Below are 12567 nucleotides of genomic sequence, written 5' to 3'. Positions count from 1 at the left end.
TGACACAGCAACCTTGCCAATTCCATATCGCGAGCGGCAAAGCAGACAACATGACCAAGATTTCATTCGATATTGTCGGCTTCGATCTCGACGGGACGTTCGTCGATACCAGCGGCGACCTGACCGATTCGGTGAACCATGCGCTGGCCGATGCCGGGCGAGCGCCGCTGTCGCGCGAGGCGGTGATCCCGATGATCGGCGGCGGCGCGCGCCACATGCTGGCGCAGGGCATGGCGGCGACCGGCGGCCATGACGACGCCGCGCTCGATCGGGGCTACCGACTGTTGCTCGACTATTACGAAAACAACATTTCGCGGCATTCGCGCCCGTTCCCCGGCGCGATGGCAGCGCTCGACGCGCTCGCGGCGCAGGGCGTGAAGGTCGCGATCGTCACCAACAAACTGGAACGACTGGCGAAAAAGCTGCTCGGCGAACTCGGCATCGCCGACCGGTTCGGCTGCATCCTCGGCGGCGACACGCTGGGGCCGGGCATGGCCAAGCCCAATCGAGCGCCGATCGATGCGATGATCGAACGGCTGGGCGGCGGGCGGGCCGCCTTCGTCGGCGATTCGCATTTCGATATCGATGCGGCGCGTAACGCCGGGGTGCCCGGCATCGCGGTGTCGTTCGGCTTCCTGATGCAGCCGGTCGAGGAATTGCGCGCCGACGCGGTGATCGACCGCTATGAGGATCTGCTCCCGACGCTCGAACGGCTGCGGTCGTGGGAACCGGCCGCTACCGCCGATCGCTCCGCCGCCACGCCGTAACAAAGGAACGACCATGACCCGTCCTGCCGCCCTCATCACCGGCGCATCGTCCGGCATCGGCCTCAGCTTCGCGCATCATCTGGCGCGCACCGGCCACGACCTGATCCTCGTCGCGCGTCGCGAGGACCGGCTGCGCGCGATCGCCGAGGAACTGTCGGCCGAACATTCGATCGACATCGAGGTGATGGTCGCCGATCTGGCCGATCCCGACGACCTCGATCTGGTCGAGGAACGGTTGCAGGGCGGCGAACCCGTCGGGCTGTTCGTCAACAACGCCGGCTTCGCCGCGTTCGGCAAGGTGGGTGAGGGCGACCGCGAGGACATGACCGACATGCTGCTTCTGAACGTCGTCGCGTTCAGCCGGTTGGCCGATGCGGCGATGGCGGGCATGAAGCGGGCCGGTCAGGGCACGATCATCAACGTCGGGTCGGGCACGCTGTTCACCAAGCTGCCGACCTATGCCGGCTATGGCGCAACCAAGGCCTATGTCGCCTATTACACCCGGGTGATGCAGGTGGAGGCGAAGGACAGCGGCATCCGCGTCCAGTTGCTGATCCCCGGCGTCACCGCCACCGATTTCCATGCGGTCGCCGGGCACAGCGTCGACGATTTCCCGGCCGAACGGGTGATGGAGGCCGACGATCTGGTCGTCGCGTCGTTGCGCGGGCTGGAACTGGGCGAGGCGGTGTGCATCCCTTCGCTGCCCGACATCGCCGACTGGGACGCGCTCGAGGCCGCCGAGGCGAGGATCGCCCCCAATGCCTCGCGTGACAAGGTCGCGGCGCGCTATCACGGCTGATCGCGCCGTCGCTGCCTTGCCCATCAATTGTTAAGTCCTCGGGGCTAGGCCGGCAGGTGTAACCGGCCAGCCCCAGGATCCCGATGCCCGACCCCGTATCCCGCGTCGCGATCGTCTTCGGCACCCGGCCCGAAGCGATCAAGCTGTTCCCGCTGATCCACGCGATGCGCGCCGACCCGCGTTTCGCGGTACAGGTGATCGTGACCGCGCAGCACCGCGCGATGCTCGATCAGGTGCTCGACTTCGCCGGGATCGTGCCCGACACCGACCTGGACATCATGACTCCGGGCCAGTCGCTCGACACGCTGACCGCGCGGCTGCTCGACACGTTGGGGCCGGTGTTCGACGCCGGGCGGTTCGACCGGGTGATCGTGCAGGGCGACACCGCGACCGCGATGGTCGCCGCGCTCGCCGCCTATTACCGCAAGATTCCGGTCGCCCATGTCGAGGCGGGCCTGCGCAGCCACGACATCTACCAGCCATGGCCCGAGGAAGTGAATCGCAAGATCGTCGGATCGATCGCCGACCTGCACTTCGCGCCAACGCAGACCGCCGCTGACGCATTGCGCGCCGAAAACGTGCCGGCCGACCGCATCCACGTCACCGGCAACACCGTGATCGACGCGCTGCACATGGCGCGCGACCGGCTGACCGCCGATCCGGCGCGCACGCAAGGACTGGACGATCTCGCCACCCGTTTCGCGGGCAAGCGCGTGGTGCTGGTGACGACGCATCGCCGTGAGAATTTCGGGCCGGGCATGGCCTCAATCGCCCGCGCCATCGCCCGCATCGCCGCGCGCGAGGATGTCGGTGTCGTCTTTCCGGTCCACCCCAATCCGCAGGTGACGGGCGTGATGAATGCGATCCTCGGGCAAAACCCGCGCGTCGCGATGATCGGCCCGCAGGATTATCCGCATTTCGTCCGCCTGCTCGACCTGTGCCACCTCGTCCTGACCGATTCGGGCGGGGTGCAGGAAGAGGCACCGGGCCTCGGCAAGCCGGTACTGGTGATGCGCGAGACGACCGAGCGCCCCGAAGGCGTGATCGCCGGCACCGCCAAGCTGATCGGCGCCGACGAGGACCGGATCGTCGCGGAGGTCGGCGCGTTGCTCGACGATCCCGCCGCCTATGCCGCGATGGCGCGCGCGCACAATCCTTTCGGAGACGGCCATGCGTCGACCCGCATCGTGGAGACCCTCTGTGCTTGAACAACGCATCACCGCCGCCGACACCTACGACGTCTGCGTCGTGGGGCTGGGCTATATCGGCCTGCCGACCGCCGCCGTCGTCGCCCGGTCGGGCGCGCGGGTGATCGGGATCGACGTCAGCCAGCATGTCGTCGACACGGTGGCGCGCGGGCATATCCATATCGAGGAAGCCGATCTCGACACGCTGGTGCGCGACGTGGTGCTGCTCGGCCGCCTCGCGACCGCCATCGCCCCCGCGCCCGCCGATGTGTTCGTCATCGCCGTGCCGACGCCGTTCGGGCCGGGCCACGCGCCCGACCTGTCCTATGTCCTGAACGCCACCCGCGCGATCGCGCCGGTGCTGCGTCCGGGCAACACCGTGATCCTCGAATCGACCTCGCCGGTCGGCACCACCGAACAGATCCGCGACCTGCTCGCCGACCTGCGCCCCGACCTGTCGCTGCCCGGCCTGTCCGAAACGCCCGATGTCTATGTCGCCTATTGCCCCGAACGGGTGCTGCCCGGCCGCATCATCCTCGAACTGGTGTCGAACGAACGCTCGATCGGCGGGATCACCCCGGCCTGTGCCGAAGCCGCCTGCGATTTCTACCGCCGCTTCGTCGAGGGGGCGTGTACCGTCACTACCGCGCGCACCGCCGAAATGGTCAAGCTGGTCGAAAACACCAGCCGCGATGTCGCCATCGCCTTCGCCAACGAACTGTCGATCGTGTGCGACCGGATGGAACTGAACGTCTGGGACGTGATCGACCTCGCCAACCGCCACCCGCGCGTCAACATCCTGAAGCCCGGCCCCGGCGTCGGCGGGCATTGCATCGCGGTCGACCCATGGTTCATCGTCGATGCCGCGCCCGACGAAACCCCGCTGATCCGCACCGCGCGCGAGGTGAACGACGGCAAGGTCGATCATGTGATCGCCCGCGCCTCGGCAATGCTCGATGCCGCGCCCAGCGCGCGCGCGACGCTGCTCGGCCTCGCGTTCAAGGCCGACATCGACGACCTGCGCGAAAGCCCGGCGGTGAAGGTCGCGCAGGGGCTGATCGCGGCGTATGGCGACCGGATCGATCTGGTCGAACCGTTCGTCGACACCCTGCCCCGCGCGCTGGGCGCCGGACGACTGGTGCCGCTGGAGACGGGCCTCGCCAACGACATCCTCGTCGTGCTGGTCGACCATAGCGTGTTCAAAACGGTCCCGGTGCAAGCCCGCGCCGGCAAGCAAGTGTACGACACAAGGGGGATGTGGCGGTAAACTTCTCCCGTCATTCCGGCGAAGGCCGGAATCCATGGATGGGGTGACCGCTCGGCTGGATCGACAGCACCCGACACAATGGATTCCGGCCTTCGCCGGAATGACGTAGGATTACCGCCGTCGCCATTTGGTCCACAAATGGCGCACGAGCATCGCCGGTGGCATCCGCATCCAGTGCGAGCGGACATAGAAGCCGAACTCGGTTTCCTTGTGCCGCAACCGCCCCCACCCGTCGCGCGCCAGCAGCCGCCGGGCGAACAGCGCGTCGGACGGCCTTGGATCGAACCCGGCCACCGGCGTCGCGTAGATGCGCTTCGCCAACCGGATCGCCCGTTCGACCGCCGCCGACAGGCCGTGATGCGCCGCCCGCGAACCCAATCGCGCCACGAACGTCCCGTCGCCCTCCGAAAACTCGCGCACCAGCCGGTCGATGTCCCACAGGTTGCGCAAGCCTCCCTGCAAATCGCCATCGGCCAGCAGGTGCGCGGCGGCATGGACCACCATGTCCTCGCGCGACAGCACGAACAGCCCGTTGTCCAGCGGCACCGCATCGGCGATCAGCGCGGCGGCATCGGGCGTCGGCCGGGCGGTCGGCGGCAGGATCGTGTGATGCACGTCGATCATCTTGTCGCGCGCGGCATGGACCAGCGGCGGCAGTTCGTGCATCCACCGCCGGTAATAGGCGTCGTCATAGGGATCGGGCTTGACCCATTCCCACCCCCCGGCCAGCAGCGCGCGCTCGACCCGGTCCAGCCCGTCGCGCGGCACCAATATGTCAAGATCGCCGATCGACCGTCCCCGCCCGGCGTCCAGCCCGGCGGCGACGAACGCCGTGCCCTTGAGCAACACGATCGGCAGATCGAGCGGCGCGAGCACCCGCCGCGCCGCCTCCGCCTCCCACAGCGCCGCGCTCCGTCCGACCTCGGCGGAGGCGCGAGCATCCGCCATTACCCGTTCGGCGGCGGGCGGCAGCGGCAAGCCATCGAGCCGCACCGCGACACTACCGATCAACTGTTCGGCCCGCGCCGCCGCGATCAGCGCGTTCCACCCCAGAGGATCGAGCGTCAGCGCGCTTGCCGGATCGCGCAGCACGCGGGCGACGAGCGCGCCACTCATGCCAGCGCCGTCCACAATGTCTCGACCATCCTGATCGCGGTGTCGGTATCGGGATAGTCGATCGCGCGTGCCGGAACGCCGCGCACCAGCGCGGTCAGCGCGTCGAACCCGCGCTCGCCCAGTTGGACATAGTTGGTCGAGGCATGGGTCAGCCGCACGAACGTCTCGGCCGGCTCGACCAGCCGCACCTCGCTCGCCCCCCCGAAGGTCGGGAACAGCAACAATGCGGGAACGGCCGGCACGTCCATCGCCGCCAGCGCGGGCGCATCGGGCACCAGATGGCGGATGTCCCCCTTGGGCGTGCCCGCCAGCAACGGTCCGAACCGCGCAGCCGATGCGGCGCGTTCTAGCACGTCGATGCCGGCGTTCTTCAAACTGACCAGCCGGGGAAAGCCATGGACCAGCCCGCTCAGGGGATCAAGCAGCACGAACTCGTCGCCCATCAACCGCCAATCGCGCGTCATCAGCAGCGCCGCCAGCGTCGACTTGCCCGCCCCCGACACCCCGGTCATCAGCAACGCCCGGCCATCGCGCTCGACCGCCGAGGCATGGAGCAACAGATAGCGCCGCTGCCCCAGCGCCATCTGCAAATTCATCCCCATTTCCGCCGCCAGCAACCCCTGCGCGAGCGGCAGCGGCGCGGCGTCGGGAATGGTGAAATCGCCGCCGATCATCACCGAGGGGCGCAGCACCCGCCGCCACGGCCGCGCCGCGAACAATCGCACGGTGAAATCGGCGATGCCGCCCTCGGGCGCGGGATAGTCGCGGTACAGGTCCCGCACCTGATCGATCGGCAACCGCCAGTCGCTGCCGATGCGGAAGCCTACCGGCCCGATGCGGAGCTGCGCGACATGCCTCATACCCGTTCGACCAGCCCGGTTCCGACCAGTTCGTCCAGCCGCGCGACCACCGCCGCCTCGTCGCCATCGGGCAGGTCGTAGGCCACCGCCAGCGCGGCCAGCACCTCGCCTGCGGTCATCGCCCGTCCGGCGAGCAGCGCCAGCATCTCGGGCACCGGCGGGGCGACGACATGCGTCTGCCCCGATGCGCGGTGATAGACGGCGCTCAGATCGTCGAGCGGCACGATGCGCAGCGCGTCCGCCGCCGGGGCGCGGTAGCGCGGCACCGCGGTCAGCCGCGCGGCATCTGGATCGATGCGAAGCAGGTGAAGCCGCTCGTCCCCGATTGCAGGCGGCGGATATAGTTGGTGTAGGCGCGCGTGCGCTCGCCATCGGCACCCGGCAGGTTCATGCCCTGACCGGCGCGGCGCACTTCCTCGCCGGTGAACGGGCGGTTGGCGGGCGGCACCGCGCCGGGCGTGCCGGGCGCCACGACCGATCCGTCGGCGGCGATGTAGCGGCCCGCGCGCGCCTTGTCGGGCACCGGGATCTCGCAGTTCATCACCGATACCTGCGTCTGCGCCAGCGCCGGCCGGATCGACACGACCGCCGAGGCGCTCGCCGCCCCGATCAGCAGCGTCCGGCGGGCGACCGTGCCCGCCGGCTTGTTGTCGGGCGGGGAAAGCGGATCGTCGGCCATGGCCCAGCATGTGCCCCGAAGCGCCGTCCCCATGCAATCGCAAATCCATGTCCCGCCCGTCCGGCAACGGGGCACCCCGCCCGACAAAGGCTGGCGCGAACCGGAACTTCCGCCTAATCGAACGTGAATGGATGGATTTGCCCCCCGCCTGCCGCTTGCGATCGGCATCACGATTGCGGTCGCCACCCTGGGGTTCCTGCTCGGGGCCGGCGTGAATGCCAGCGCGGTGATGCTGGTCGGCGGGATCGTCGCGGTGCTGGTCGCCGCGTCGCAGGCGCACGATACCACCACCCCCGATCAGCCCGACGCCTCGCGCGGCCACGCCGCCACCGCGACGCAGGACGTGATCGATGCGGTCGACGAACCGATCCTGATCGTCGCCGGCGGCGCGGTGGTCGCCGCCAACCCCGCCGCGCGCGCGCTGCTCGGGGCGCATATCGTCGGTGGCGACGTCCGTCTCGCCATCCGCCACCCCGCCGCCGCCGAACGGCTGTTCGGCGAGCGCGACGATGCCGAACCGGTCAGCCTCGTCGGTCTCGGCGCGCGCGACCAGAGCTGGGAGATGCGCCTGCGCCCGATCGGCGAGGGCCGCCGCCTCGTCCACCTCGTCGACCGCACCGGCAACCGCGCGACCGAACGGATGCGCGTCGATTTCGTCGCCAACGCCTCCCACGAACTGCGCACCCCGCTTGCCTCGCTGCTCGGCTTCATCGAAACGCTGCGCGACGAGGCGGGCGAGGACCCGGGCGTGCGCGAACGCTTCCTCAAGGTCATGAACGACGAAGCGCGGCGGATGCAGCGGCTGATCGACGATCTGATCTCCCTGAGCCGGATCGAGGCCGACAAATACCGCCCGCCCGATCAGGCGGTCGACTTCTCGGCGATGCTGGAGCGGGTCTGCGAAGAACTGGCGTCGACCAACCCGGCGCGCGGTCGCGACGTAGTGCGCGACGCGGCGGCGGGAATCGCGGTGATCGGCGACCGCGCGCAATTGTCGCAGTTGCTGCACAACATCATCGGCAACGCGATGAAATATGGCCGTGCCGGCACACCGGTCGAAATCCGCGTCAGCGAAGGTGCGACGATGGCCGAGCTGGTGGTGCGCGATCATGGCGAGGGCGTCGCGATCGAGCACCTCCCCCGCCTGACCGAACGCTTTTATCGCGTCGATTCAGGGCGAAGCCGGGCGCTGGGCGGCACCGGGCTCGGCCTTGCCATCGTCAAGCATATCGTCGAGCGGCATCGTGGGCGGCTGGATATTGGCAGCGTGGTCGGCGACGGCACCACCGTCACCATCCGCCTGCCGCTCGCCACTGTCATCAAGCCGTAACCCCGCGGTAACACAGGGCGCACGAGCGATGCGAATGAGCGTATCCCACAACAGTCGAGGTCGCATGTACCGCCGGATCGCGCCCATGGTAGCGCTCGCGCTGGCGCTCGCCGCGTGCGAGCCGCAAACGTCGCGCGACCATATCAAGGTCGTCGGCTCTTCGACCGTCTATCCCTTCACCACCGCCGTTGCCGAAGGACTGGTCAACGCCAACCCCAATCTGCGCGCGCCGGTGATCGAATCCACCGGCACCGGCGCCGGGGCCAGCCTGTTCTGCGCCGGGGTGGGGCCACAGCATCCCGACATCCTCAACGCCTCGCGCCGGTTGAAGAAGTCGGAATATGAAACCTGCCTGAAAAACGGCGTGAAGGACATCATGGAGGTTCAGGTCGGCGTCGACGGTGTGGCACTGGCCGAATCCAACGCCGGGCCGAAACTGCGCCTGACCAAGCGTGACGTCTATCTGGCACTGTCGGCCAATCCGCTCGGCAAGCCCAACATCGCCCGGCTGTGGCGCGACGTGAATCCGACGCTGCCCGCGATTCCCATCCAGGTGTTCGGCCCGCCGGCCACCAGCGGCACGCGCGACGCGCTGGTCGAACTTGTGATGGTGCCGGCGTGCGAGGCGGCGATGCCGCAGGTCAAGGCGCTGAAAGACAGCGACAAGGATCGCTATGCCGACATCTGCACCCGCATCCGCGACGACGCGGCCTATGTCGACAAGGGCGAGAACGACAATCTGATCGTGCAGAACCTGTCGACCAATCCCAACGCCGTCGGCATCTTCGGCTATTCCTATCTGGAAGAAAACAAGAGCCGGCTGCACGGCGTGCCGATCGAGGGCATCACGCCGACCTACGACAGCATCGCCGACGGCAGCTATCCCGGCGCGCGGCCGCTGTTCATCTATGTGAAGAAGGCGCATATCAAACCGGTGCCCGGCATGACCGACTTCCTCGCCGCCTATGCCCGGTCGTGGAACCCGGGTGGTCCGCTGACGCGCAGGGGCATGATCGCCGCGCCGCAAGCGGTCCGCGCCGAGTCAGCGGCGGAGATCGCCAGCCAGACCGCGCTCGATCCGGCGGGGTTGCACTGATGCACGGTTTCGCGCTGATCCTGCTCGTCCTGGGGTTCGGCGGCATCGGCTGGATGGTCGCGCGTGCCCGCGCCGCGCGCTTCGCCAAGCCGGTGACGGCGGCACAGCGGCCCAATTCGCTGCCCGGCCAGCATGGCTGGCACATGGCGATCTGGATCGCCGCGCCCGCGCTGGTCTTCCTCGCCGCATGGAGCCTGACATCGCCCGCGCTGGTACGCGAAAGCGTGCTGGCGACGCCCGCCGCCGCCGGCCTGCCCGGTCCGGGCTTCGAACGCGCGGCGATCCTCGCCGAAGCGCGCGCGCTGGCCAGCGGCGATGCCTATGGCGCGTTCAATCCGCAGGCCGAAGTCCTTGCCCCCGCCTATGGCGCGGCACAGGCACGCTACGACTGGATCGGCACTGCGCTGGCGCTGCTGCTCGCCTTTGCCGGCGGGGCCTATGCCTTCACCCGCATCCGCCCCGATTTCCGCGCGCGGACCAAGGTGGAGCGTGCAGTCATGCTGGCGCTGCTCGTCGCCTCGCTGATCGCGATCCTGACGACGCTCGGCATCTTCCTGTCACTGGTGGTCGAAAGCGTGCGCTTCTTCCGCATCGTGCCCGTCACCGACTTCCTGCTCGGCACCCATTGGAGCCCGCAAGTCATCCGTGCGTCCGATCCGGGCGCGACATTGGGCGCGGTGCCGCTGTTCTGGGGCACGTTCTTCATCGGCGCGGTGATCGCGATGATCGTCGCCATCCCGTTCGGGCTGATGAGCGCGATCTACCTGACGCAATATGCCAAACCGGCGGTGCGCAAGTGGATGAAGCCGATCCTCGAGATCCTCGCGGGCGTGCCGACCGTCGTCTATGGCTATTTCGCGGCGCTGACCGTCGGCCCGGCGATCCGCGACGTGGCGGTGATGCTCGGCATGCCGTTCGCCAGTTCGGAAAGCGCGCTCGCCGCCGGGCTGGTCATGGGCGTCATGATTATCCCGTTCGTCTCGTCGATGGCCGATGATTCGATCGCCGCCGTGCCGCAATCGATGCGCGACGGCAGCCTCGCGATGGGTGCGACCACCAGCGAGACGATCGGGAAGGTGCTGCTCCCCGCCGCGCTGCCGGGCGTGGTCGCGGGCGTGCTGCTCGCGGTCAGCCGTGCGATCGGCGAGACGATGATCGTCGTCATGGCCGCTTCGGGCGCGGCGTCGATCACGCTCAACCCGTTCGAAAGCACGACGACCGTCACCAAGCAGATCGTCGACCTGCTGACCGGCGAGGCGGAGTTCGACAGTCCCAAGACGCTCGCCGCCTTCGCGCTCGGCCTGACGCTGTTCGCGATCACCTTCCTCCTGAACGTCGTCGCGCTGCGCGTCGTCAAACGGTATCGGGAAGCCTATGAATAGCCCCAGCCTCGTCGCCGGCAGCCCCGCCGTCGAACGCGACGCCGCGCCAGAGCGCGTGCCGACCGACTGGAAGACCGGCGTGATGCAGAAGCGCATCCGCCGTCGCTATGCCGCCGAACGCCGCTTCCGCTTCTTCGGCCTCGCCGCCGTCGTCCTGTCGGGCGGATTCCTCGCCTTTCTGCTCGTCACCATGTTGATGAGTGGCTTGGGCGGCTTCCAGCGCACGCTCGTCCAACTGCCGATCGATTTCCCGGCGGCGGGGATCGAGGTTCAGCCGGCACAATTAAAGGGGCGCGGTGCCGATCTCGCGCTGGCCGGGGCCGGCGTCGAGAACGCCGTCGACAGCGCGGCGGCGGCGACCTTCGGCGAGGAAACCCGCGTCATCTCCGACAGCGCGTGGCTGACCGTACGCGACGCGATCAAGGCCGATCCGTCGATCCTGTCGCGCAAGGTGACGATCGCCGTCCCCGCCGCCCCTGATATAGAGGAAGCCGCGAAGGCCGACGGCACGCCGCAGGCCGAAGCGATGGTCGCCCGGCTGGAACGCGAACAGGCGATCTCGACCGGCTTCAACACCGATTTCTTCCGGTCGGCCGATTCGACCGATCCCACGGCCGTGGGCATCTGGGGCGCGCTCAAGGGCTCGCTGATGACGATGCTTATCACACTGCTCATCGCCTTTCCGGTCGGCACGCTGTCGGCACTGTACCTTGAGGAATATGCGCCCCGGAACCGCTGGACCGATCTGATCGAGGTATCGATCAACAATCTGGCGGCGGTGCCCTCGATCATCTTCGGCCTGCTCGGCCTCGCGGTGTTCCTCGGTACGCTCAATCTGCCGCGCTCGGCACCGATCGTCGGCGGGCTCACGCTGGCGTTGATGATTATGCCGGTCATCGTCATCGCCGGGCGCAACGCGATCAAGGCGGTGCCGCCGTCGATCCGCGACGCCGCGCTCGGCATCGGCGCGTCGAAGGTGCAGGTGGTGTTCCACCATGTCCTGCCGCTGGCCCTGCCCGGCATCCTGACCGGCACGATCATCGGCATGGCGCGCGCGCTTGGCGAAACCGCGCCGCTGCTGATGATCGGCATGCGCGCCTTCATTTCGCAGGCGCCGCAGGGCTTCGCGGATCCAGCGACCGTGCTGCCGGTGCAAATTTTCCTGTGGTCCGATCAGGTCAGCCGTGGTTTCGTTGAGAAGACCAGCGCCGCGATCCTCGTGCTGCTCGCGTTCCTCCTCGCGATGAACGCGCTCGCCATCTATCTCCGCAATCGCTTCGAGACCCGCTGGTAATGACCGACACCCATCTTTCCAACGTCGTCCCGAAACTGTCGGCGCGCGGCGTCGACGTCTTTTATGGCCAGAAACAGGCGATCAAGGACGTGTCGATCGACATCGCCATGGAGCATGTCACCGCCTTCATCGGTCCGTCGGGCTGCGGCAAGTCGACCTTTCTGCGCACGATGAACCGGATGAACGACACCGTCGCCTCGGCCCGCGTCACCGGCGACATCCGGCTGGACGGCGAGGATATTTACTCGCCGGCGATGGATGTGGTGCAGCTTCGCGCCCGTGTCGGCATGGTGTTCCAGAAGCCGAACCCCTTCCCCAAATCGATCTACGAAAACGTCGCCTATGGCCCGCGCATCCATGGCCTCGCTGGCCCCAAGTCAGAGATGGACGGCATCGTCGAACGCTCGCTGACCCGCGCCGGGCTGTGGAACGAGGTGAAGGACCGGCTGACCGACAGCGGCACCGCATTATCGGGCGGGCAGCAGCAGCGGCTGTGCATCGCCCGCGCCATCGCGGTCGATCCCGAAGTGATCCTGATGGACGAGCCATGCAGCGCGCTCGATCCGATCGCCACCGCCAAGATCGAAGAGCTGATCCACGAACTGCGCGGCCGCTACGCCATCGCGATCGTTACCCACAACATGCAGCAGGCGGCGCGCGTGTCGCAGCGGACCGCCTTCTTCCATCTCGGTACGCTGGTCGAATACGGCCGTACGTCCGACATCTTTACCAACCCCCGCCAGGAGCGCACAAAAGACTATATCACGGGGCGTTATGGTTGAGGGGAACG

The 12567-nt window shown here is 68.1% G+C and carries 13 protein-coding genes; 9 read left to right on the top strand and 4 right to left on the bottom strand.

Going from position 1 to position 12567, the window contains the following annotated elements:
* Positions 1–50 precede the first annotated feature (50 nt).
* From ASG37_RS10055 to wecC, 4 genes are all read left to right on the top strand, one after another.
* The gene (locus tag ASG37_RS10055; protein WP_055760454.1) at positions 51–767 is read left to right on the top strand and encodes an HAD-IA family hydrolase; all 717 of its coding nucleotides are present in this window, start codon (positions 51–53) and stop codon (positions 765–767) included.
* Between the two features lie 13 nt (positions 768–780).
* Positions 781–1566 carry an SDR family NAD(P)-dependent oxidoreductase gene (locus tag ASG37_RS10050; protein ID WP_055759209.1) on the top strand — a complete coding sequence of 262 codons (786 nt, stop codon included), beginning with the start codon at positions 781–783 and terminating at the stop codon, positions 1564–1566.
* An 83-nt stretch (positions 1567–1649) separates the two neighbouring features.
* Positions 1650–2774: a non-hydrolyzing UDP-N-acetylglucosamine 2-epimerase gene (gene wecB / locus ASG37_RS10045; RefSeq protein WP_055759205.1), complete on the top strand. Its 1125-nt coding sequence runs from the start codon at positions 1650–1652 to the stop codon at positions 2772–2774.
* Positions 2767–4020: a UDP-N-acetyl-D-mannosamine dehydrogenase gene (wecC, locus tag ASG37_RS10040; RefSeq protein ID WP_235525176.1), complete on the top strand. Its 1254-nt coding sequence runs from the start codon at positions 2767–2769 to the stop codon at positions 4018–4020. Before wecB ends, wecC begins: the two co-directional genes overlap by 8 nt.
* A gap of 111 nt (positions 4021–4131) precedes the next feature.
* On the opposite strand, the gene ASG37_RS10035 is transcribed toward wecC, so the two are convergent.
* From ASG37_RS10035 to ASG37_RS10020, 4 genes are read right to left on the bottom strand one after another with little or no spacing between them, the layout of a single operon-like run.
* On the bottom strand, positions 4132–5136 hold the full coding sequence (locus ASG37_RS10035; RefSeq protein WP_055759202.1) for a nucleotidyltransferase family protein: 1005 nt from the start codon (positions 5134–5136) through the stop codon (positions 4132–4134).
* Positions 5133–5996 carry an HprK-related kinase A gene (locus tag ASG37_RS10030; RefSeq protein ID WP_055759200.1) on the bottom strand — a complete coding sequence of 288 codons (864 nt, stop codon included), beginning with the start codon at positions 5994–5996 and terminating at the stop codon, positions 5133–5135. The genes ASG37_RS10035 and ASG37_RS10030 overlap by 4 nt, the downstream gene beginning before the upstream one ends.
* Complete coding sequence (locus ASG37_RS10025) at positions 5993–6262, bottom strand: HPr-rel-A system PqqD family peptide chaperone (RefSeq protein ID WP_235525175.1); 270 nt, start codon at positions 6260–6262, stop codon at positions 5993–5995. The genes ASG37_RS10030 and ASG37_RS10025 overlap by 4 nt, the downstream gene beginning before the upstream one ends.
* Before the next feature lie 5 nt (positions 6263–6267).
* A complete protein-coding gene (locus ASG37_RS10020) occupies positions 6268–6675 on the bottom strand; it encodes a hypothetical protein (protein ID WP_055759196.1) in 408 nt (135 codons plus the stop codon).
* Positions 6676–6802: 127 nt separating this feature from the next.
* Here ASG37_RS10020 and ASG37_RS10015 point away from each other — a divergent pair, with 127 nt between their 5' ends.
* The 5 genes from ASG37_RS10015 to pstB all read left to right on the top strand — a co-directional run bounded on the left by ASG37_RS10015 (position 6803) and on the right by pstB (position 12559).
* A complete protein-coding gene (locus ASG37_RS10015) occupies positions 6803–8005 on the top strand; it encodes an ATP-binding protein (protein ID WP_055759193.1) in 1203 nt (400 codons plus the stop codon).
* 64 nt (positions 8006–8069) lie between these two features.
* Positions 8070–9101, top strand: a complete 1032-nt coding sequence (locus ASG37_RS10010) for a substrate-binding domain-containing protein (RefSeq protein ID WP_156349109.1) — start codon at positions 8070–8072, stop codon at positions 9099–9101.
* Complete coding sequence (gene pstC / locus ASG37_RS10005) at positions 9101–10483, top strand: phosphate ABC transporter permease subunit PstC (protein WP_055759186.1); 1383 nt, start codon at positions 9101–9103, stop codon at positions 10481–10483. The genes ASG37_RS10010 and pstC overlap by 1 nt, the downstream gene beginning before the upstream one ends.
* Before the next feature lie 82 nt (positions 10484–10565).
* Positions 10566–11777 carry a phosphate ABC transporter permease PstA gene (gene pstA, locus ASG37_RS10000; RefSeq protein ID WP_082448288.1) on the top strand — a complete coding sequence of 404 codons (1212 nt, stop codon included), beginning with the start codon at positions 10566–10568 and terminating at the stop codon, positions 11775–11777.
* Entirely contained in the window at positions 11777–12559 is a 783-nt protein-coding gene (gene pstB / locus ASG37_RS09995; protein WP_055759180.1) for a phosphate ABC transporter ATP-binding protein PstB, read from the top strand. Before pstA ends, pstB begins: the two co-directional genes overlap by 1 nt.
* The last annotated feature ends 8 nt before the right edge of the window (positions 12560–12567 follow it).

The sequence above is a fragment of the Sphingomonas sp. Leaf407 genome (genome assembly GCF_001425385.1).
GTDB lineage: Bacteria > Pseudomonadota > Alphaproteobacteria > Sphingomonadales > Sphingomonadaceae > Sphingomonas.
Note: the sequence above shows the minus strand (reverse complement) of the source record. Positions and strands in the feature narration are given on the sequence as shown.